The 20,716-nt window shown below is 49.0% G+C and carries 15 protein-coding genes, 1 tRNA gene and 1 other annotated feature; all 16 genes read right to left on the reverse strand.

What is annotated here, in order from left to right; genetic code table 11:
* Positions 1–2: 2 nt before the first annotated feature.
* A complete protein-coding gene (leuB, locus tag ADU22_RS23090) occupies positions 3–1,115 on the reverse strand; it encodes a 3-isopropylmalate dehydrogenase (protein WP_053364265.1) in 1,113 nt (370 codons plus the stop codon).
* Between the two features lie 24 nt (positions 1,116–1,139).
* A complete protein-coding gene (locus ADU22_RS23095; RefSeq protein ID WP_053364266.1) occupies positions 1,140–2,678 on the reverse strand; it encodes a 2-isopropylmalate synthase in 1,539 nt (512 codons plus the stop codon).
* Positions 2,665–3,687, reverse strand: a complete 1,023-nt coding sequence (gene ilvC, locus ADU22_RS23100) for a ketol-acid reductoisomerase (RefSeq protein ID WP_053364267.1) — start codon at positions 3,685–3,687, stop codon at positions 2,665–2,667. Before ilvC ends, ADU22_RS23095 begins: the two co-directional genes overlap by 14 nt.
* 41 nt (positions 3,688–3,728) lie before the next feature.
* Positions 3,729–4,244, reverse strand: a complete 516-nt coding sequence (gene ilvN, locus ADU22_RS23105) for an acetolactate synthase small subunit (RefSeq protein WP_053364268.1) — start codon at positions 4,242–4,244, stop codon at positions 3,729–3,731.
* Positions 4,241–5,959 (reverse strand): acetolactate synthase large subunit, encoded by a 1,719-nt coding sequence (ilvB, locus tag ADU22_RS23110; RefSeq protein ID WP_053364269.1) that lies wholly within the window; start codon positions 5,957–5,959, stop codon positions 4,241–4,243. Before ilvB ends, ilvN begins: the two co-directional genes overlap by 4 nt.
* A gap of 105 nt (positions 5,960–6,064) precedes the next feature.
* Positions 6,065–6,324, reverse strand: a binding site (T-box leader).
* A 3-nt stretch (positions 6,325–6,327) separates the two neighbouring features.
* Positions 6,328–7,230, reverse strand: coding sequence for a branched-chain-amino-acid transaminase (gene ilvE, locus ADU22_RS23115; protein ID WP_053364270.1), 903 nt, complete (start codon positions 7,228–7,230; stop codon positions 6,328–6,330).
* A gap of 429 nt (positions 7,231–7,659) precedes the next feature.
* Positions 7,660–7,736 (reverse strand) — tRNA-Arg (locus tag ADU22_RS23120).
* 262 nt (positions 7,737–7,998) lie between these two features.
* Positions 7,999–8,523, reverse strand: a complete 525-nt coding sequence (locus ADU22_RS23125; protein ID WP_053364271.1) for a metallophosphoesterase family protein — start codon at positions 8,521–8,523, stop codon at positions 7,999–8,001.
* The gene (locus ADU22_RS23130; RefSeq protein ID WP_053364272.1) at positions 8,520–9,125 is read right to left on the reverse strand and encodes an XTP/dITP diphosphatase; all 606 of its coding nucleotides are present in this window, start codon (positions 9,123–9,125) and stop codon (positions 8,520–8,522) included. The genes ADU22_RS23125 and ADU22_RS23130 overlap by 4 nt, the downstream gene beginning before the upstream one ends.
* 10 nt (positions 9,126–9,135) lie before the next feature.
* On the reverse strand, positions 9,136–9,891 hold the full coding sequence (gene rph, locus ADU22_RS23135) for a ribonuclease PH (protein WP_053364723.1): 756 nt from the start codon (positions 9,889–9,891) through the stop codon (positions 9,136–9,138).
* 133 nt (positions 9,892–10,024) lie between these two features.
* Positions 10,025–11,107 carry a GerMN domain-containing protein gene (locus ADU22_RS23140; protein ID WP_053364273.1) on the reverse strand — a complete coding sequence of 361 codons (1,083 nt, stop codon included), beginning with the start codon at positions 11,105–11,107 and terminating at the stop codon, positions 10,025–10,027.
* Between the two features lie 766 nt (positions 11,108–11,873).
* Positions 11,874–12,668 (reverse strand): glutamate racemase, encoded by a 795-nt coding sequence (gene racE, locus ADU22_RS23150; protein WP_053364275.1) that lies wholly within the window; start codon positions 12,666–12,668, stop codon positions 11,874–11,876.
* Positions 12,669–12,678: 10 nt separating this feature from the next.
* The gene (locus ADU22_RS23155) at positions 12,679–13,125 is read right to left on the reverse strand and encodes a MarR family winged helix-turn-helix transcriptional regulator (protein ID WP_053364276.1); all 447 of its coding nucleotides are present in this window, start codon (positions 13,123–13,125) and stop codon (positions 12,679–12,681) included.
* A 178-nt stretch (positions 13,126–13,303) separates the two neighbouring features.
* Complete coding sequence (gene gerE, locus ADU22_RS23160; protein WP_009796032.1) at positions 13,304–13,528, reverse strand: spore germination transcription factor GerE; 225 nt, start codon at positions 13,526–13,528, stop codon at positions 13,304–13,306.
* A gap of 217 nt (positions 13,529–13,745) precedes the next feature.
* On the reverse strand, positions 13,746–19,571 hold the full coding sequence (gene pulA, locus ADU22_RS25355) for a type I pullulanase (protein ID WP_069188024.1): 5,826 nt from the start codon (positions 19,569–19,571) through the stop codon (positions 13,746–13,748).
* A 378-nt stretch (positions 19,572–19,949) separates the two neighbouring features.
* Complete coding sequence (gene sdhB, locus ADU22_RS23170) at positions 19,950–20,711, reverse strand: succinate dehydrogenase iron-sulfur subunit (RefSeq protein WP_053364277.1); 762 nt, start codon at positions 20,709–20,711, stop codon at positions 19,950–19,952.
* Between the last annotated feature and the right edge of the window lie 5 nt (positions 20,712–20,716).

The following is a 20,716-nucleotide window of genomic DNA, read 5'->3' on the forward strand; positions in this document are numbered from 1 at the left end:
TCTTACGAGTAGCAGCTCATAATGTTTGAGATTGCCTGATTATCAAGGATGGTTGCCTTGATTTCTTCGATCATTTCAGCCGTGCCAATCGTTTTTTGTCCATTTATTGCGATATCGCTGGTTTTCAAGCCTGACTCAAGAACCTGCTCGACCGCATTTTCAATCGATTCCGCTTCTGCCTCAAGGCCGAATGAAGTTCTAAGCATCATCGCGGCGGAAAGGATCATCGCGATTGGATTGGCGATATTTTTGCCTTCAATGTCCGGCGCCGATCCATGGATAGGCTCATACAGGTATGGCCCTCCCTCCGAGATGCTTGCCGATGGCAGCATTCCAAGCGATCCGGTCAGGACGGAAGCTTCATCGCTCAGGATGTCGCCAAACATATTCTCGGTGACCAGTACATCAAATTGCTTAGGATTTTTAATCAGCTGCATGGCCGCATTGTCAACAAGCATGTGCTCAAGCGTAACATCCGGATATTCTCTCGCAATCTCTTCGGCTGTTTCGCGCCACACACGGCTTGATTCCAATACATTCGCCTTATCGACGGAAGTGACTTTCTTCCTGCGCTGATCCGCAAGCTGGAACGCCAGCCTGATGACTCTTTCAATCTCTTTCTTTTTATAAAAAAGAGTATCGACAACAGAATCTTCGCCGTCCGTGGTTGACCGTTCACTAGGCTTCCCGAAGTAAAGGCCTCCGGTAAGCTCCCTGACGACCAGCATGTCAGCTCCGGCAATGATTTCCGGGCGCAGCGGGGAAGTTTCGGCGGTAGCGGCATAGTAGCTTACCGGCCTTAAGTTGGCATAGAGGTTCAACTCTTTCCTGATGCGGAGAAGCCCTTTTTCGGGACGAAGATGCCCGGGAAGGCCATCCCATTTCGGACCGCCTACTGCACCAAGGAGGACAGCATCGCTTTTCTTGCAAACTTCGATTGTCTCGTCAGGAAGCGGGGTTCCGAGCGAATCGATCGCCCCTCCTCCAATGCTTGCAAATGTGAACGTAAATTGGTGCCCGAAACGTTCTCCCACTGCCTGCAGCACACTGACTGCACCCTGTGTCACTTCTTTGCCGATCCCGTCTCCAGGCAGAACTGCGATTGTCTTTTTCATGAGTTTCCCCTCCATTTTAATAGGCTATTGATTCACAACAGCTGTACTGCTTTCCTTCATATATAAAACCCGGTTGACTGCGTTCAAATAGGCTTTCGCGGATGCTTCGATAACATCCTGCGCCAGGCCTCTTCCGCTTGTTTCCTGGCCTGCATAGCGCATTTTCACATATACCTGGGCAAGGGCATCGCGCCCTGCACCGACAGACTGGATTCGGTAATCCAGAAGATTGATAGGTTCATCCACGCATTTTTCAAGTGTGTTATAGAGAGCTTCAATGCTTCCTGATCCTGTGGCCGCTTCCTCGACATGTTCGTTGTCAGCACCTGTGAGGGTAACGGTCGCAGTCGGGATCTGGTTGGTGCCATACTGCACCTGGATGGACCTTAATTCATAGAAGTTGTTATCGCCTGCAAGCTGTTCTTCAAGAACAAGGGCGACAAGGTCTTCATCTGTCATTTCTTTTTTACGGTCCGCCATATCTTTAAAAATCGCGAACAGTTTTTTAATATCTTCTTCCGGTACCGCAAGGCCCAGCTCATTCAGGCGATTGCGGAAGGCGTGGCGGCCCGAGTGCTTGCCTAGCACAAGGGAATTATTCTGGTAGCCGACAAGCTCCGGCGAGATAATCTCGTAGGTGGTCTTTTCCTTCAGCACACCATCCTGGTGGATTCCCGACTCATGGGCAAAGGCATTGCGGCCGACGACTGCTTTGTTGGCCGGCACAGCCATTCCGGTCAGCTTGGATACCAGGCTTGAAGTCCTGCTGATTTCCTGAAGGTTGAGCCTTGTCTCTGCCTGGAAATGCTCTTTCCGGATATGAAGGGCGACGGCCAATTCTTCAAGGGATGTATTTCCGGCGCGCTCGCCGATTCCGTTGATGGTTCCTTCCACCTGCCTTGCTCCATGCTGGACGGCCGAAAGGGAGTTGGCAACCGCCAATCCAAGGTCATCATGGCAGTGGGTGGACAATTCGACTTTTCCAATGGACGGAACATGTTCATATAGATATTTAAAAACAGCTCCGTATTCTTCCGGAGTGATATAGCCAACTGTATCCGGGATATTGATCACGCGTGCCCCGGCCTGGATCACCTGCTCGACAATCTCCGCAAGGAAAGGCAGCTCTGTCCGGCACGCATCCTCCGCCGACCATTGGACAATCGCGAATTTGGAAGCGGCATATTTCACTGTGTTCACAGCTGTTTCAATAACCTGTTCCTTGCTTTGCTTCAGTTTGTACTGGCGGTGGATTGGCGAAGTTGCGATGAAGGTGTGCAAGCGGGGCTCAGCACCCTCTTTCAGCGCCTCCCAGGCTGCATCGATGTCAGAGATCACTGCCCGGGCAAGCCCTGTAACAGAAGCTCCTTTAATCGTCCTGGCAATTTCCTTCACCGAGGCAAGGTCGCCGGGAGAAGCAGCTGGAAAGCCTGCTTCTATAATATCGACATTCAGTCTTTCCAGCTGTTTGGCAATTTCAAGCTTCTCAAACTTGTTCAGATTGACTCCGGCCGATTGTTCCCCGTCCCTTAAAGTAGTGTCAAAAATTTTAATTTTTTGCACTGAAAGCCACTTCTTTCTTCTTATCTTTATTGACGAACGGCATCATTGCCCTTAATTCTCTTCCTACTACTTCAATTGGATGCTGCTTTTCGTTTTCGTTGACAGCTGTAAACTCCGGACGGTTTGCCTGGTTTTCAAGGATCCAGCCTTTCGCAAACTTCCCATCCTGGATATCCTTCAGGACAGCTTTCATTTCTTCCTTGACAGCTGCGTTGACGACGCGCGGTCCGCTTACAAAGTCACCCCACTGCGCTGTGTCGGAGATGGAGTAGCGCATTCCTTCAAGGCCGCCTTCATACATCAGGTCAACAATCAATTTCAGTTCATGGAGACACTCAAAGTAGGCAAGCTCCGGCTGGTATCCAGCTTCTGTCAATGTTTCGAAACCTGCTTTTACAAGTGAAGTCAAGCCGCCGCAAAGCACTGCCTGCTCACCGAAAAGGTCTGTTTCTGTTTCTTCTTTAAAAGTTGTTTCCAAACCGCCTGCACGAAGGGAACCGATTCCGTGAGCGTAGGCTAGCGCAAGCTCTCTTGCTTCACCAGTCACATCCTGGTAGATGGCGAACAATGCTGGTACACCTGCTCCTTCTGCATACGTTCTTCTCACCAGGTGGCCAGGGCCTTTAGGGGCAACAAGCAGGACATCCGATTCTTTTGGAGCAACGATTTGATTGAAATGGATATTGAATCCATGAGCGAACATCAATGCCTGGTTTGTCAGGTTTGGAGCGATTTCTTCCTTATATACTTTCGGCTGAAGCTCATCCGGAAGCAGGATCATGACGACATCCGCCTGTGCAGTTGCTTCGCCAACACTGAATACCTTGAAACCGTCTTCGACTGCCTTATCCCAGGAACGGCCTTTGCGAAGCCCGATTACCACTTCAACACCTGAGTCGCGAAGGTTTTGGGCGTGTGCGTGGCCCTGTGATCCGTATCCTACTACCGCTACTTTCTTTCCTTGAAGATATTGTGGGTTTGCGTCTCCGTTATAGTACATTTTTGCCATTTTGATTTCTCTCCCTTTAAATTGTTTTTTTGTTTTTTGGTTTATACAATGGAATAATTTTTAGCCGAATTCGGGCGCTGGCTGCTTCTAGGGAAAGCTGTTGTTCCCGTCCGGGCAAGCTCCTTGATTCCGTAAGGCTTGATCAGTTCGATAAATGCTTCGATCTTTTCACTTTCACCGGTAATCTGGATGATCAGGCTGTCCTTGCCGACATCGATGACCGATGCCCGGAATGGCTCGATAAGCGAATAAATCTCATTTCTTGTCTGCGGCGGAGACTGGACTTTGATTAAAGCCAGCTCGCGGGCCACTATTGCCTGGTCGCTGATGTCCGCCACTTTGAGCACATCCACCTGTTTGTTGAGCTGCTTGGTGATCTGTTCGATGATCCCATCGTTTTCGACATTTACGACACAGGTGATGCGGGAAATTCCTTCCTGTTCTGTGTGCCCTACCGAGATGCTTTCAATATTGTAGTTGCGCTTCGAGAAAAGGTTGGTGATCCTGTTCAAGACACCCGGCCGGTTGAGGACAGTCAGTGTTACGATCCGTTTCATTTTTTCACCCCCACCATTTCATGCAGCCCTTTTCCAGGGGCAATCATTGGATAGACATTTTCATTTTCGGCGATTCTGAAGTCTAGCAGGACAGGTTCATCATTCCCCATCACCTGTTCAAGGATTTCCTTTGCTTCAGCTTCGGAAGTAATCTGATAGGCCTTGATATCATAGGCATCTGCCAGTTTGACAAAGGACGGCTGTGATGGGATCTTGCTGTGCGAGTATCTTTCCTGGTAAAAGATCTGCTGCCACTGCCTTACCATTCCAAGGGACTGGTTATTGAAGATGGCGATTTTCACCGGAAGGTTCAATTCCCTTATGACCGCCAGCTCCTGGGTGGACATCTGGAAACCGGCATCCCCGAGGACGGCGACAACACGGGCTGATGGGTCGGCAATCTGGGCGCCAATGGCAGCCGGAAGGCCGAATCCCATAGTCCCAAGTCCCCCGGAAGTTACCCAGCGGTCCGGATTCTTGAATGGATAATACTGGGCGGCCCACATTTGATGCTGGCCGACATCGGTGACGACAATCGCATCGCCGTTTGTCTGCTCATACAGCATTTCCATGACCCGCTGCGGTTTAAGGACGGAGCCCTCCTCTTCGTACCAGTATGGATATTCCTTTTTCCAGCCTTCCAGTTGGTCCATCCACTGTGAATGCTCAGGCTTTTTGCCTTCCTGCTTGATCAGCATTTTAAGCGCTTCGCCTGCGTCTCCGACGATTGGGATTGCGGTTGGGACATTCTTGCCAATCTCGGCAGGATCGATATCCACATGGGCGACAGTCGCATTAGGAGCAAAATGCTTCAGGTTCCCTGTAAGGCGGTCATCAAACCGTGCTCCAATATTGATTAGCAAGTCGCATTCGTACAAGGCCATATTGGCTGTATAGCATCCGTGCATCCCTGCAAGCCCCAGGGATAAAGGGTGGCTGGCCGGGAAGCTGCCAAGGCCGAGCAATGTATTCACGACCGGTATGTTTTGCTGTTGTGCGTACTCCTGAAGCAGGTGGGATGCCTTTGCGAACAGGACCCCAGCCCCGGCAAGGATGACCGGCTTTTTCGCCCTGCTCACTGCTTCGGTCAGCTTTCTGATTTGCAGATAATTAGGTTCGATTGTCGGCTGGTATCCTGGAAGCGAAATTTCCGGTTCCACCGGGGCTTCCCCTGTGCCAGCAGCGATATCCTTTGGAAAATCGATCAGAACCGGGCCTGGCCGCCCTGTTGTGGCGATATGAAAAGCTTCTTTCACAATCCTTGGAATATCTTCAATATTCCGAACCTGGCAATTATATTTTGTGATTGGAGTTGTGATCCCGAGTATATCGGCCTCCTGGAATGCATCCGTGCCAATAACGCCTGTCGCTACCTGTCCGGTAAAAACGACCAGCGGCAGCGAATCCATCATGGCGTCCGCAAGGCCTGTGACGATGTTGGTGGCCCCCGGACCGGATGTAGCAATCACTACGCCGGCTTTTCCGCTGATTCTTGCATAGCCTTCTGCTGCATGAATTCCGCCTTGTTCATGGCGGGGAAGGACATGGAAGATATCGCAGTCATAAATTTTGTCGTAAATCGGAAGGACTGCGCCTCCTGGGTATCCAAAAATCACTTCGACCTTTTCCTTTTTTAGAGAGTCCAGTAAAAGGTCTGCGCCATTTGCGGTTTGTTTTTCAGCTTTTACTTCAGTAAAAGCAGCTTCCTGCAACATTGTTTTAGCCTCCCATCATTTTTAAAGCCAGTGTCGAGATATCCTCACTTCCGGCATTTTTTACAATAAAAATAGCCCTTCTCATCCCCAAATGCCTTGTTCAGGCAAAGGGATGAAAAAGGCTATGAATGCCTGTTCCACGGTACCACCCTCATTCACGCGGATACCCGCGTGCGCTCCTGGACTGTGTGAATCGTCCGTTTTGGTAACGGGTGGCAGGCACCCGACCGGTTCTACTGGAAAGTATCGTTCAAACCGGCGCTCCGAGGTGAGTTCATTTTATGGGGCCAACACCGGTTCTCAGCAGCTCCGGCTCTCTGTGGTTCGCCTTTCATAAAATTACTTGTCCTCGTCTATGCTTTGATTTATTAGCTGGCATTTGTTTCTGAACGTGAATAGACTTTTACTCCTTCAAGAAGGACCCGTTTTCTGAACTCCTTCAGGACTTGCTTTGTATGGTAACCTGGAGTGCCATCACCAACCACGCGGCCGTCCACTTTCACCACCGCGATGACTTCCGCAGCGGTTCCGGTCAGGAACACCTCATCAGCCGTGTAGACATCATGCCTGGTGAATGGTTCTTCCTTCATTTCATATCCAAGGTCCCTGGCAATTTCCATTACCGCGTTCCTTGTGATTCCTTCGAGTGCCCCTATGTATCCAGGCGGGGTATAAAAGGTATTGCCTTTAAGGATGAAGACATTGTCTGCCGATCCTTCGGCGACATATCCCTGGTCATTCAGCATCAACGCTTCATTGACATTGGCAAGCCTTGCTTCAATTCTGACAAGAATATTGTTCAGGTAATTGAGTGATTTAACTTTCGGACTCAGCACGTCCGGGCGATTCCGTCTAGTTGGCACAGTCACGATCTCGAGGCCGGTTTCATAAAGTTCTTTCGGGAAAATCGATAGCGGCTCGACGATGATGACGACGTTTGGAGCTTTGCAATTATTCGGGTCAAGCCCGAGGTCTCCTGTACCTCTCGAGACAACCACACGGATATAGGCGTCTTCAAGTTGGTTTTTTTCCACTGTTTCAGCAATCAAGTTTGTCAATTCTTCCTGACTGTGGGGAAGCTGCAGCATGATGGATTTTCCTGACCTGTAAAGCCGATCCATATGCTCCTGCATCCTGAAGATGTTTCCGCCATAAACGCGAATCCCTTCAAAAACACCATCCCCGTAAAGGAACCCATGGTCATAAACGGAGATTTTTGCGTTTTCCTTAGTCACAAACTCACCGTTTAGATAAATCCATTGATCGGGCACTGTTAACACTCCTTTTTGTCATAAACGCTTTAAACCACTAAATTTAAAAGATGCAAAATTTCGTAAATTCATTGTGGTTTCGGCCCTTTTTCTCGCCTTATCCGGGGAGAAAATCTAACAAATTAATTTAATTGAGGACTATGTTACGCTGATTTTATGCCGTCGTCAACGGGTTTTTGAAAAATTTTTAGATAATTTAGATTAGTAGGACTACGTGTATCCGCTTACAATGTTGATGTATTCACATTTGTCTGACAAAATATTTTTTATTTTTTATGGTTTGAAAGTCATTCAGCCTGTTTGAAATGATTGATAAAAAGCTATATTGGGGGGCAATAAATTCGGGGCTGCAAAAAAAATCCGGCATAAAATTGGTGTGGAAGCACAAAAAAACTCACCTTTTTTGAAGGTGAGTAATATGTAGGATAATGGCGTCCCAGGAGAGATTCGAACTCCCGACCGACGGCTTAGAAGGCCGTTGCTCTATCCTGCTGAGCTACTGGGACAGTAAATAATATAAAGTTAATGTTTAAAAATATCCCGTCCTGATCTCGGAAAGACCATTCAAGAAGCGGCTCGATCAGTACGCTGAAGCATACTCCTGGCTGCTTACTCACTCGTGCTGAGCTACTGGGACATTATTTTTTAATAGTACTTTTCTCAAAGACAATTTTTATTATATTAGGCAAACAATTAAAAGTCAACCATTTATTTTTGAATTTTTGCCAGAAGGAAGATTGGTCCTTCCCTCTGGCTATTATATAGTCTTTACGGCCGCTTGGGAACAGTGAATTCCTGTTTGAGATTTTTCATTTCTCCGCGGTCAGCATCATACACATGAAGCGAAGCTCGCCCTTCCTGCAGATCGAGAATCACATAGGTGCGTTCGCGGCGTCCCCTTGGCAATCGAATGCTGCCAGGATTGATATATAAGGTGCTGCCGATCATCTCTGCGCCAAGCAGGTGCGAATGGCCGAAACAGACGATATTGGCGCCTGCTTCTTCTGCCCTGTAGGTCAAGCTTAGCAGGCTTGATTTTACGGAATGCATGTGCCCATGAACAACCAGGATTTTATAGCCGCCTGCTTCCAGTTCCGCTTCTTCCGGAAAATCGCCATAAAAATCGCAATTGCCCTTTACAGCTGTAAATCCGCTGATTGAATCGCTGTCATCGGAAAGCTCGGAATCGCCGCAATGGATCATAACATCAACGTCCGCACCATGACGCCTTTTCAGTTCGTCCAGCAATTCTGTCGAACCGTGACTGTCACTGACAATAAGAATTTTGGTCATAAATCCTCACCACTGCCAATTGCCAGATGGTCCTGCAGTTTTCTAAGCGCCTTCGCCCGGTGGCTGATCTTGTTTTTCTCATCAGGAAGAAGCTCGGCCATCGATTTTCCTTTTTCGGCGGCGAAAAAAATCGGATCGTACCCGAATCCATGACTGCCTCTCCGCTCTTCAAGAATTTCCCCTTCACAGGCGCCTGCAAAGGTCAGCGTTGTCGCTCCTGGCCGGGCAACCGCAAGAACACAGCAGAACCTGGCGCTCCGCCCGCTCGCGGGTACGCCTCGGAGTTCTTCCAGCACTTTGTCAATATTGGCTTCATCGTTCTTTTCATTTCCGGCGTAACGGGCCGAATAGACACCCGGCCGGCCTTCGAGGGCATTCACTTCAAGCCCTGAGTCATCGGCAATGACCATTTTACCAAGCTTACTTGCGATACTCTCGGCTTTTAAAATGGCATTCTCCTCAAACGTGCTTCCCGTTTCCTCTACTTCCTCAATCTCCGGAAAATCGAGCAGGGTTTTCACCTGCAATCCTTTAGAAGCAAAAATGCGCTCAAATTCCTTGGCTTTCCCACTATTTTTCGTCGCAATGATGACTTCTTCCATCAAGATTCCCCTATCTTTTTTGGGCCTTGGCAATCTGTTCGGACAGTTCTTCGCCAAGGGCCTGTTTTTGATGTTCAAACAGTTCGGCCAAGCCTGCCTGGGCTCCGGCCAGCAGCTCATGAAGCTGATTGTAAGAGAAAGTCGCTTCCTCTCCCGTTCCCTGAAGCTCGACAAATTCACCGTTTCCGGTCATGACCACATTCATATCTACATGGGCAGCAGAATCTTCAACATAGTTCAAATCCACCACCACCTGGCCATCGGCAAGGATTCCAACGCTGGTGGCCGCCAGCAAGTCGGTGACCGGGAAACTTTTAAGCTTTTTGGTTTTATGCAGTTTGCTCAATGCCTGAGCCATCGCCACATAGGCGCCTGTAATGGAGGCTGTGCGGGTGCCGCCATCTGCCTGGATCACATCGCAATCAATCCAGATGGTCCTTTCGCCAATCGCATCGAGATTGACGACCGCTCTTAGCGCCCGGCCAATGAGGCGCTGGATTTCCATTGTCCGCCCGGTTACCTTCCCTTTTGAAGATTCCCTGATGTTGCGCTGTTCGGTTGCCCTCGGGAGCATTGAATACTCGGCGGTAATCCATCCCTTCCCCTGGTTTCGCATAAAAGGCGGCACCTTGTCTTCAATGCTGGCTGAGCAAATCACTTTTGTATCTCCAACCGATATAAGGACTGAGCCTTCGGGATGTTTCAAATAATCTGTCTCAATATGTACAGGCCGCAACTGCTGTGGTTCACGTCCATCAAAACGCATAGTATTGCCCTCCTTGGATAATCTCAGCTGCTTTCCTGCTTCAAGCAGCAGCCAGAGCTGACAATAAAGAAGAGGCAGCAAAATGCCTGCCTCTACTATCTGTCATATACAATAGTATAACAAAATTCACCAATTAAAAACTACCTGTGTTCACTTTTTCAGGACGGGTAACCGGCTCCGAAAGCTTCTGGCCGCTTTCTGTCACTAGCTCGGCTTTTCCGTTAACCGTGACGGCCACACTCTCGACTCCTTTTTGCTCGGTCAGGGACAGTACAAGGGAATTCAGGACATGTTCGGAAACAACTTTTTCTTCAAAGCTTCCGTAAATTGCCTCATTGAAATCAAGCGTAACTTTGCCACCTTCTTCAACCTTTGGCTCCCCGTTAAGCTTGACACCTGCCTGGAATTCTGAAAGCAGCCCTTTGCCATACCCCGGACCATCTGCAAGGGAGGAGACAATCGATTGGATATCATTTCCGCCATCATTATCCACTCGCTTTGTAACCGGGACATAGTAGTAACTGTCCTCATCGCCGCCAAGATAGTAGACGGTAACAGATTTGGTATTGGAAATATCCACTACGCCGTCAAGGTCATGGTTGATGCCCTGGCTCCTGCTCAGCTCCTCGGCAATTGGCGTGCCGTTTACCGGCATGGACTTCAGTTCCTCGCCATTCATCTGCAGCTTCACTTTATCGACGGAATCAAATTGAGTCAGCGTCCAGGTGACTGCCTGGAGAATCCTCAGCTCGTCTTCCTTCTTGTAGTTGGCGAATTCCTTCGAGAAGTCGACCGTCGCGACCCTATCCTTGATGTTGACGGTCATTTGTGTATCGGCAGGCAGCACGGCCCTGAAACCATTTGGCAGCATTTCCGTGACCGGCCCGTTCTCCACAAGGTGATCCAGAGCCTGCTTCGCCACACCTTCGGACTTAGGAAGACTCATCGTCTGGGAGACCACATATCCGTTTTTATCAATCAGGTAAAGCTCCGTTTGTACATTTCCTTCTACTGCTTCTTCCATTTCCCCGCCCTTTGCCTCTGCTCCGGCGGATTCTTCCACAGTGCCTGCTTCGCCCTCATCGAGATAGGTAGCATCCTGCGGAGGATCAATTTTCTTTTTTTCTTCCCCGCCGAACAGGCCGCACCCCGAAAGGAATACCGTGGTCGCCAAAGTCGCTGCAGTCACCAAGGCCACTTTTTTATTTTTAGACATACAATCCCTCCAAAGACAGTTTGTACTACCATTTATACGAGCCCTTCCCAAAATTAGACCGCCTCGGGGATATTTTTTTATAAAAAGGAATGAGTTGGGGGATGATTCTAGCGGATGGTTTGAGGGATGGTAGTATTGGCGACCACTCTTCTTTTCTTGGGATAGGAGCGGGCTTCAATAGTTCTTCTTGGTGACCATTTTCCTCTTCGTTGGGGCTGAACGGGCGCCAATCGCCTTCCTTGGTGACCATTCTCCCCTCCCTCGCAGCTGAACGGGCGCCAACTGCACCTCTTGGTGACCATCCTTCCCTTCCTTGGGGCTGAACGGGCTCCAATAGCACTCCTTGGTGACCATTCTTCCCTCCCTCGCAGCTGAACGGGCGCCAATAACCTTCCTTGGTGACCATTCTCCCCTCTATTGCAGCTGAACGGGCGCCAATCGCCTTCCTTGGTGACCATCCTTCCCTTCCTTGGGGCTGAACGGGCGCCAACTGCACCTCTTGGCGACCATTCTTCCCTCCCTCAAGGCAGCACGGGCGCCAATCGCACCCCTTGGTTACCATTCCCCCCTCCCTCAAGGCAGAACGGGCGCCAATAACCCTCCTTGGTTACCATTCTCCCCTTCCTCAAGGCGGAACGGTCGCCAATAGCCTCCCTTGGCGACCATTCTCCCCTCCCTCGCAACTGAACGGGCGCCAAGGGCGCTCCCTCCCTGGTTACGGCCTCCCAAAACAAACTAAAAAAAGCCCCCCAGCTTGGGGAGCTCTTTACAGCTTTACAGTTTTCACGTTATCAATCTGCTTTTCCAACCACTGGGAAGCAATGGCGGAAAAGATGGACCTGGAGCCTGTGGTATAAAATTCGTGCACTGGATCCTCGCTGCTTTCGTTCAGCATGCCGCTATGGTAAAGGATGGTGCTCACTTCCCGCGCCGTCTCTTCCCCCGAACTGATCACATTGACGCCTTCACCCATGAATTTCTTGACCAGGGGTTCAAGCAGAGGATAGTGGGTGCACCCGAGTATCAAAGTATCCAGGTCAAGGCCCCTCAAAGGCTCGAGCGTTTCCGTCACGATCTTTTTGGCTACGGGACCGTCATATTCGCCGCTTTCGACTAATGGAACGAATTTCGGGCATGCCAGGCTGGTGACATTGGTCTTCCGGTTGATCGATTTCAAGGCAAGTTCATAGGCCTTGCTCTTTACGGTACCTTCCGTTCCAATGACTCCGATATTGTAGTTATTGGTGATTTTAATAGCGGTGCGTGCGCCAGGATGAATCACCCCGAGCACCGGGATGCGGAGCTCGGAACGAATTTCCTCAAGGGCAACCGCCGTCGCTGTATTGCAGGCAATCACAAGCATTTTAATCTCTTTTTCGAGCAAAAAACGCGTGATTTGCCAAGTGAAACGCCTTACTTCTTCTGCCGTTCTCGGTCCGTAGGGACAACGTGCCGTGTCACCCAGATAGACAATCTGTTCATTGGGCAGCTGCCTCATGACTTCCTTGGCGACCGTTAATCCCCCTACGCCCGAATCGATGATGCCAATTGGTTGCTTCAAAAAACTCGCCTCATTCTCCACGCATTTCTAGATGTAATTTTGCCAGGCTGTCCTTAAGGCCGACGATTTCTCCTTCAGAGAAATCCTTTAGTACTTCCTGCAGATAGACTTGCCTCTTTTTGATCACTTCTTCAATGATCCGCTCTCCCTCTTCCAAAAGATGGATGCGGACAACCCTGCGGTCATTAGGGTCTTTTACCCTCATCACAAGCTCATTCTTTTCCATCCTGTCTACAAGGTCGGTCGTCGTGCTGCACGCCAGGAACATCCTGTTTGATAATTCACCGATGGTCATGTCGCCTTCTTCAAACAGCCACTGGAGGGCCACAAACTGGGGCGGGGTGATTGTGTAATTGCTTAAAATCTCCCGCCCTTTTTGCTTGATGATTCCTGAGATATAGCGCAGGTCTTTTTCAATATCGGCAATGGTGCTTATTTTAACATCCTCGGGATTCATTTAGAACACTCCTATATCGATTAAAAACATCCAAATGTTTTTAGGCTATGTATCAGTCACCTTATTTTCTATGATTTTTGGAATAATTTCAAGAAAGAAATGCAGCCTGCAAACTGCCGGCTGCATTCCTTCCGCTATTCAATTGATAATCAGCCATCCGCAAGGAGACCGATTTAAATCAAAGTTCTAGCTCTCCCATGCGAAGGAGCTCTACAACAGCTTGGGAACGCCCCTTTACGCCAAGCTTTTGCATGGCATTGGAAATATGATTTCGAACCGTCTTTTCGCTTATAAACAATTCACCAGCGATCTCTTTGGTTGTTTTGTCTTGTACTAACAGTTCGAATACTTCTCTTTCTCGTTTGGTGAGTAATGGCTTGTGAGTATATTCATTCTCCTTCAAGTATAGTAACCCTCCTTGCCTTCGCCAGTTGTGAACTGCGGGGTGGGTATAAATTTAGTCAACATATCTTATGTCAGTTCAGCATATGGAGTGACTACATTTCCGCAAAGGAGCAACATTTTTGGCAAATATGGACTTTCCACCTTAAAAAAGGCGTTGTTCGCCCCTTCAACCGAAAAGGCCAGGCATTTTTCCTGCCTGGCCTTCCCTGTCCAAATTATTTTGATTTGTTCCCGTTCCCAGGATTATTTCCATTACCTGGGTTCCCCCCATTACCTGGGTTGTTTCCAATGCTAGGGTTTTCCCCATTACCTGGGTTATTCCCATTGCCTTGTTTGTTTCCATTACCTGGTTTGTTTCCATTACCGGGGTTATTCCCATTACCTGGGTTATTCCCATTGCCTGGCTTGTTCCCATTCCCAGGATTATTCCCGTTTCCTGGTTTATTTCCTTCGCCAGGCGTTTTTTGCTTTTCTGGCTTCAGTGACAACACATAGGCAGACAAAGCTGGAATCGTGACTGTATCGCCTTTTATCGTTTCCAGTCCCTCTGTGCCCGCCTCTATTCCGTTCACTAGCACCTTCCACTTTCCGTCTTCCGGCAGCTTGATCTGCACCGGTGTTTTATTGGCGTTATAGGCAACCGCAAGTTTTCCTTCCTTGCCGCCATTGGCGCTGGCATTGAGCCAGAATGCAACTGCGTTTGCGGGAGCATCAAGGAAAGTCAGGTTGTTCTGGATTTCTTCCGCTGTGGTCATCCTGAACGCAGGGTAAGCCTTGCGGAGTTCAATCAGCCCCTTCATATACTCCACTTCGGCATCAAACTCGGAGCGCCTCTCCCAGTCCATCTGGTTGACAGAATCAGGAGATTTATAACTGTTATGGTCGCCGCCTTTTGTTCTCATGAATTCCTGTCCTGCATGGATAAAGGAAATGCCTTGCGAGGTCAGGATGATCGAGCTCGCAAGCTTGTGCATTTTCTTGCGGTCTTCCTCGCTGTCCTGCGGATTGGTCAGCTCAAGCTTATCCCACAGAGTGTGGTTATCATGTGCTTCCACATAGGTGACAGTCTGTTCCGGATTAACCGCGAAGGTTTTGATATCATCATTGTATGAAATTCCGCCGACGATGCCTTTCTTGATCCGCTGTTCCATATTTGCCTTGCCATTGACGAAACCATTGTCCCTGTCTTCAAAGACGCTTCCCTTCAGGCCGTCCCTGATATCATCATTGAAATGGGCAATTCCCGGCATTTTATAGGCATTCTTTTGATTGGCCTTCTGTTCAGGGTCCAGGTTGGTGGCCAGGTCCCAGCCTTCGCCGATTATGATGATGGAAGGGTCGATTTCATCGAGTGCCTGTCGCACTTCATTCATCGTTTCAACATCATGGATGCCCATCAGATCAAAGCGGAAACCATCAATGTTGTATTCCTTCGCCCAGTAGACAACAGAGTCGACAATGAATTTGCGCATCATCTTATGTTCGGATGCGGTATCGTTGCCTACTCCTGTTCCATTGCTCAAGGTGCCATCTTCGTTATACCGGTAATAATAGCCAGGAACTAGCTGGTGAAGATTGGATTCAAACGCGCTGAACATATGGTTGTAGACCACATCCATCACAATGCGGATATCATTGTCATGGAGCGTCTGGATCATTTGTTTCATTTCATGGATACGGACAGCCGGCTCGTAAGGATCCGTTGAATAGGAACCTTCTGGTGCATTGTAGTTTTTCGGGTCGTATCCCCAGTTGTACTGCGGCGTATCAAGCTTAGTCTCATCGACGCTCGCCGTGTTGTAGTCGTACATCGGGATGAACTGCAAGTGGGTGATCCCAAGGTCCTTGATATGGTCGAGCCCGGTTTTAACTCCGTCCGGCCCGGTTGTCCCAGCTTCGGCTACCCCAAGGAATTTCCCTTTCAGGTGATCTGGCACTCCGCTTTCCGGATGGATCGTTAAGTCACGGACATGCGCTTCATAAATAATCGCATCTTCCGGATTGCCGAACTTCGGCTTCTTCCTACTCCAATTTTCCGGGTTGGTCTGGTTTAGGTCCATGACCGCCCCTTTGTCCCCATTTACGGCCACGGCACGAACATATGGATCCACCGCTTCATTCCAGCTGTCGCCGATTTTAACTCTGTAGGTATAAAGAGTGCCGTTCTGATCACCTTCCAGTTCAGCGGTCCATGTTCCATTTTCGGCACGGGCCATACTATGCTCAGTCCCGCTAGTGCTGTTCCACTTTTCATACGTAACCAGCTTGGCCTCGCTGGCTGTCGGCGCCCAGAGGCGGAATTTGGTTGACTCTCTGCTGTATGTGTTGCCAAGATCATTTCCATCATAGTAGAACTTCTCTTCGAAAGAGTCGCTGCCGATGACCTTGCCCATTGTTACGGTCGCTTCTCCGTATCCTTGCTTGCTGATTTTATAGACCTTGGCCAGGTCCAGTTCGCCTTTGGTGGTGATGATGACTTTGTTGACAACATCACCAGCATCTTTGTCAGCTGCCTCCACTTTTTCAATCTCTGCATCTGTCAGCTGGATACCCGCATTTTCCCCTTCTGAAAGGGAGAACGGGAAATTGGTCTCAAACGTAATCTTGTTCAGTTCATCAATTGCAGCCTTGGTGATTCGCGGATCACGGTCCACTTTTGCCGGATTGTCGAAAATCCGCGCCTGACCCTGGGCAAGCCAGATTTCCGCTTTGCCATCGGCTGAAAACTTGGTGATAAAACGATCTTCCGCGATATCCTTTTCCGACCAATCCGATTTCCGGACGATAAATCCGACCTTGGAGGCTCCGCCGAGATTTTCAAGCTTCAAAGTCCCCTGCTTTCCATAGGAAGTTGTTTTATCAAGCTTCAAAGCCTGCCCCTCACTTTTGTCGGTCCATACCCAGATATCCCAGTTATCATAATTCAAATCATAACGATAATAGTTAAACTTCACTTCCAGGCTGTCATACGTTTTGGCAGGCGTGGTTCCATCCGGATTTTCGGTATAGACCTTATCATCGCCTGCTTTTACCCAAACTTCATCATTGCCCTGCCAGATGCCATCAATGAAGCGGTCTCCGCCATCCTTTTCCCAGCTGTCTGTGCGGACAATGAATCCGACGCGATTATGATCGCCGTCCAGCTCCAGTTCAGCTACTTTTCCAAATTCATCTTCACCGGTAAAATTGAACACTTGGCCGCTCATGCCATCCGGCCAGACCCACAGGTTCCAATCCTTTGTATCGCCGGTTTTTGGCTGGTAATGGATTTTCAGCTTTGTGGTGACTTTTTGCTGGTAAAGCTGAACATCGATTTTTCTTTGGTCAAGAGCATCAAACACGAAAACATAGCTGTCGGATGAAGGCGGGGTAAAGGCAAGATTGTCCCCATCCAGCCAGTTGCCGTCCATAACGTATTTGAACTCCACTTTCTTGCCTGCCTCAAGAGTGATTGGCTGGCTTTTCCAGACTTTTTCATCAGGATTGTAAGTTAACGGGTTATTCGCCCCCTCCCATGAAAGCGGAGCCGAACCTCTTAAAATAACATTTTCAAAAACTTTATTGCGGTCGATAGGTTTTTCGCTGTATTCCAGCGACCCGGAAACACGATAAATTTCAAAAGATTTCCCGGCAACTGCAAATTTCAATTCGCCATTTTCATCGCTTTTGACTACTTCATTGCCAAGTGCATCACTTAAGGTGACATCGGTAATATCCAGCTGGTTGTAAAGGCTGTTGACGTCAATTTCTGTTTCACTTTCCGCTTTGTTGACAACCACCAGGAATTTGCCGCCCTCATCAGCCCGCTCATAGGCAAACAGATGCTGGTCCGCTGCCAGCTTTTTAAATGACCCTGTACTCAGTGCAGGCTCGCTTGTGCGAAGTTCCGCGAGATCTGTATAAAACTGTTTCAATCCAAGATCCTGGTCTTTTTCATCCCATGGCATCAGTTCCCGGTAATAGCGGTCTTTCCAGTCTGTTACCGAGTTATGGTCCTTGCTCTGGGAGAGGCCGACTTCATCTCCATAATAGATGATTGGCACACCAGGCAAAGTGAATTGGGCAGCTGCCGCAAGCTTCAGCTTGTCTTTATCTCCGCCCGCTTCAAACAGGAAGCGCGGCTGATCATGGCTGTCGAGGAAATTCGCCATCACATATTCTTCCGGATAAGATTCGAGGTTTGCTTCAACCGTGTCAGCCAGAACTTTCATAGACTGGTTCTTGGCAAAGGTATCGACAAGGGCACCTCTCATGTCAAAATCCAGTGCACCGTCGAGTTCACCGGCATAGGAATTAATCTTTTCCCTGTTCTCCCAGACTTCTCCGAAGATGAAGGCATCCGGTTTCATTTGCTTTACTTTGTGGCGGAAATCCACCCAGAAGCTGTAGCTTGGCCCTGTTGCATGGTCAAGGCGGAATCCATCAAAATTCAAGTCATCAAGCCAGTATGGCACAACCTCATCAAGCATATATTCCCTTGCTTCAGGGTTATCGTTATTAAATTTGGGGAGTTCGCCAATTCCGTAAAATGTTTCATATTTATCCGGCCACTGGGTGAAAGTGTACCAGTTGTAATATTGGCTGCTCTCGCCATTCTTCAGGGCATCCTGAAAAAACGGATGTTTATTGGATGTATGGTTGGGAACAAAATCATAAACAATCTTCAAACCCTTTTGATGTGCCGTATCAATCAGCTGCTTCAGCAGTTCCTTGCTGCCGAAATGATTTTCAATGGCCATAAAGTCGGCAGGATGGTATCCATGCGAATATGGCCCTTCAAAGACTGGGGAGAGCCAGATGGTGTTAACGCCAAGGCCCTTGATGTAGTCGAGCTTGTCCAAAACTCCCTGCAGGTCGCCGCCCATCCAGCCTTTAAGACGCTCGTCATAAGGCAGGTTTGGATCGACCGGCGCATCGTTGCCTGTGTCCCCATTTTTAAAGCGGTCCACAAAAACATGATAAATGACAGCTTCTTTTGCCCAATCAGGAGATTCAAACTGGTCTACATAGTAAGCAAATTCAGTTGCTTCCTGGGGAGTCAGGCTATTGGTGTCAGCGAATTGGGAGTCAGTGCCTTGCGGATCCCAGACATCAATGATGTATTTTACTCTCGTCTGTTCAGCCTGCTTTGGAATGATTCCGCCGAACACAGACGTCGTCAGCCCGTTTGCCGTCGTCTCGGACTCCTGCTTGAAGCTGACAGCCTGTCCATTTTCAGCCTTACCGCGGACACCGGCTGGCTTTGAACCATCAGTCGTAAAATAAAGCGCTCCATCTTTGACTGAACCGTAATGCTGTACAGTAACCGTCACTTTTACATCATCAGTAATGCCCGGCACTGCGGGTGAGAAAGCAAAATTATGGGAGACGTTTTTCGCCACAGGCAGGGACTTCCATCCTGCTATTTCATCGCTATAGACTTTCCCTCCCTCGACAAAAACAGCTTTCCGCTTTTCGCTTTTGACTTCCGTGTGCTTTGCATCTCCGAGAGCATATTGATATTCAATTTCTTCCCCGGCATTTCCGGCAAGCTCAATCTGCCACTTGCCTTCCGCCGTTTTCATCAGCGGTGTGACACTATAATTGAAATCATTCAAGGTTGACCCGACCGTTGGCACAGCCCAATCAGGAGTCCCCTCAGGCAAAGTGGCCTCCAGGGTCAATGATCCTGTAAATTTCGACAAATCCAGGCGGACATCCACTTTTCTTTCTTCGCCAGGGTGGAAGACAAAGATGTAGTCGCCAGTTTGGGGCGGAGTAAAGCGGAGGTTCTCGCCTTCCATCCAGTTCCCGTTCATGACAAACTTGTATTCTACCTCTTTGCCTCCTGGAAGGTTGATAGGTTTGCTTTTCCACACACCTTCCTCTCCAATAAACTCCAGTGGATTGTTGTTTGAGGCCCAATCCAGCGTACTGGCATTTCCCCGTAAAACAACATTGTCATACGCAGGGACTGCTGCCTCTGCACTTTGTGCAAACGATACCACAAAGGTGGTAAACAAAAGCACAAATGCCAGTAATGATGAAAAAATCCGTTTCATATGTACCCTCCTTGTTCATTATTAAAATGTGAAATCGTTTGCACAAAACCACAAAAAAAGATAGTTTATTGCAAGCGGTTTCACATTTTCATATATTAGAGTAGCACGCTGCCTGAGTGAATACAATAGGATTTTTCCGCTATTTTCATCCCACAAAGTTTCGAATCTATGAAGAAAAATGCAGAAAAACCCCGATTCTTGTTGAATCGAGGTTTTCCATTGGATCGGGCCTGACCAAGGCGCTTCCGCTTTTCTAGTGTCCAGCTCCGGCGCCTAGGCCCTCGGGTCATAAGCCATTCTCCGCCAGAAGTCAAAGAGCGACTTCTTCTGGAGACTGCCTTATGCCTGTCGGGCCTGCCAAGGCGCTTCCGCTTTTCTTTAGACTTGGTCGCTTCCAAAGAAGTTTTTGAAGGCCTGGATGCTTGTGTCGCGGTTCAAGGCGGCGATGGATGTGGTCAGCGGGATGCCTTTCGGGCAGGACTGAACACAGTTTTGCGAGTTTCCGCAATTGGTAAGGCCGCCGTCGCCCATGATGGCTTCAAGGCGCTCGGCCTTGTTCATTTCGCCTGTTGGATGGGCATTGAAAAGACGGACCTGGGATAATGGAGCAGGACCGATGAAATCGGATTTGCTGTTTACATTCGGGCAGGCTTCAAGGCAGACACCGCAAGTCATGCACTTGGACAGTTCGTATGCCCATTGGCGCTTGCGTTCCGGCATGCGCGGTCCCGGTCCAAGGTCATAGGTTCCGTCAATTGGAATCCATGCTTTTACACGTTTTAATGAATCGAACATTCTGCTGCGGTCAACCTGCAGGTCGCGGACCACAGGGAATGTTTTCATCGGCTCAAGCCTGATTGGCTGTTCAAGCTTGTCCACCAGAGCGGTACAGGATTGGCGCGGCTTTCCGTTGATTACCATTGAGCAGGCGCCGCACACCTCTTCAAGGCAGTTCATGTCCCACGAAACCGGCACCGTTTCTTCCCCTTTGGCATTAACCGGGTTTCGGCGGATTTCCATCAATGCGGAAATCACGTTCATATTTTGGCGATAAGGCAGGACAAATTCTTCCTCATAAGGGGCTGAGTCTGGAGTGTCCTGACGTGTGACGATAAAACGGACTGTTTTGTTTTCAGCCATACCTT

This window comes from Bacillus sp. FJAT-27251 (assembly GCF_001273925.1).
Classification (GTDB): domain Bacteria; phylum Bacillota; class Bacilli; order Bacillales; family Cytobacillaceae; genus Mesobacillus_B.

Bases quoted from the DNA above. Each gene is read 5' to 3' on its own strand.
- leuB (WP_053364265.1), bottom strand. From the start codon at position 1,115: ATGAAAAAGACAATCGCAGTTCTGCCTGGAGACGGGATCGGCAAAGAA.
- ilvC (WP_053364267.1), bottom strand. From the start codon at position 3,687: ATGGCAAAAATGTACTATAACGGAGACGCAAACCCACAATATCTTCAA.
- ilvN (WP_053364268.1), bottom strand. From the start codon at position 4,244: ATGAAACGGATCGTAACACTGACTGTCCTCAACCGGCCGGGTGTCTTG.
- ilvB (WP_053364269.1), bottom strand. From the start codon at position 5,959: ATGTTGCAGGAAGCTGCTTTTACTGAAGTAAAAGCTGAAAAACAAACC.
- ADU22_RS23125 (WP_053364271.1), bottom strand. From the start codon at position 8,523: ATGACCAAAATTCTTATTGTCAGTGACAGTCACGGTTCGACAGAATTG.
- ADU22_RS23130 (WP_053364272.1), bottom strand. From the start codon at position 9,125: ATGGAAGAAGTCATCATTGCGACGAAAAATAGTGGGAAAGCCAAGGAA.
- rph (WP_053364723.1), bottom strand. From the start codon at position 9,891: ATGCGTTTTGATGGACGTGAACCACAGCAGTTGCGGCCTGTACATATT.
- ADU22_RS23140 (WP_053364273.1), bottom strand. From the start codon at position 11,107: ATGTCTAAAAATAAAAAAGTGGCCTTGGTGACTGCAGCGACTTTGGCG.
- ADU22_RS23155 (WP_053364276.1), bottom strand. From the start codon at position 13,125: ATGAATCCCGAGGATGTTAAAATAAGCACCATTGCCGATATTGAAAAA.
- pulA (WP_069188024.1), bottom strand. From the start codon at position 19,571: ATGAAACGGATTTTTTCATCATTACTGGCATTTGTGCTTTTGTTTACC.
- sdhB (WP_053364277.1), bottom strand. From the start codon at position 20,711: ATGGCTGAAAACAAAACAGTCCGTTTTATCGTCACACGTCAGGACACT.